The sequence below is a fragment of the Mycobacterium persicum genome (genome assembly GCF_002086675.1).
Taxonomy (GTDB): Bacteria; Actinomycetota; Actinomycetes; order Mycobacteriales; family Mycobacteriaceae; genus Mycobacterium; species Mycobacterium persicum.
Window position 1 is genome coordinate 1 of the sequence record NZ_MVIF01000282.1, and the last position, 766, is coordinate 766.

Here is a 766-nt window from a genome sequence, read left to right on the forward strand (position 1 = left end):
ACCTGGGAGGGGTCGATGCCCAAGGGGTTGTCGTCCGCAGCCATGGCGGGGTTGGGTGGTATGCCCAATGCGGCGGAGCTGGCGCAGGCGGCCGGGACCGGTAGTGGGATGGGGATGATGCCGATGCCGATGGGGATGGGCGGTGCCGGCGCGGGGATGCCCGGCGGAATGATGGGCCGTGGGGGGGCTAATCCGCATGTGGTGCAGGCGCGCCCGAGTGTGATCCCGCGGACCGGTGTCGGGTAGGGCCGGGACTTCGGGGCCAGAGTGGGGCACGGCCCGCCAGGACTTCACCACCGCGTTAGGCCCCAGCTTCCAGGCGATCTACGAACCAGCCAACGACCACGCCCAAGCCGACTCCGCCGTCGGCGCCAGCTGGGCCTGACCAACACCGAGCCGGCCTCACCAGCCAGCTCTACAGGGCGCGGGTAACACCAGCCAACCAGTGTTACCCGCGCCCTGACCCTGCGAACATCCCGTCAGCCGCCTAGTCGCAATGCAGCGCTTCGGTGCAGGCGTAGCTCATGGAGACCACCCAATGCCGCTGCGGTTTCCGCGTTTGGCGAATCTGGAGTTTTCGGCTGTGGGTTGGCTTACGATCCGCCGATGGGTTGGTGAGTGTTCGGGTTCGGTTGGTTGTCGGTGCCGTTGGCGCGGCTGGTTGGTTTGGGGTTGGAATGGTTCCTGAGTTTGCGTGGTTGCCGCCGGAGATCAATTCGGCGCGGATTTTTGCTGGTGCTGGCGCGGGGCCGTTGTTTGCGGCGGC

Annotated in this window: 1 protein-coding gene and 1 pseudogene; both read left to right on the forward strand. The window is 67.1% G+C overall.

Features of this window, described 5'->3' with window-relative positions:
• Nucleotides 1–246, forward strand: a pseudogene (locus tag BST40_RS28400) (PPE family protein); the annotation flags it as partial.
• Between the two features lie 431 nt (nt 247–677).
• Nucleotides 678–766: PPE domain-containing protein (locus tag BST40_RS29160; protein ID WP_142276874.1), on the forward strand; the 89-nt coding region annotated here is incomplete at its 3' end.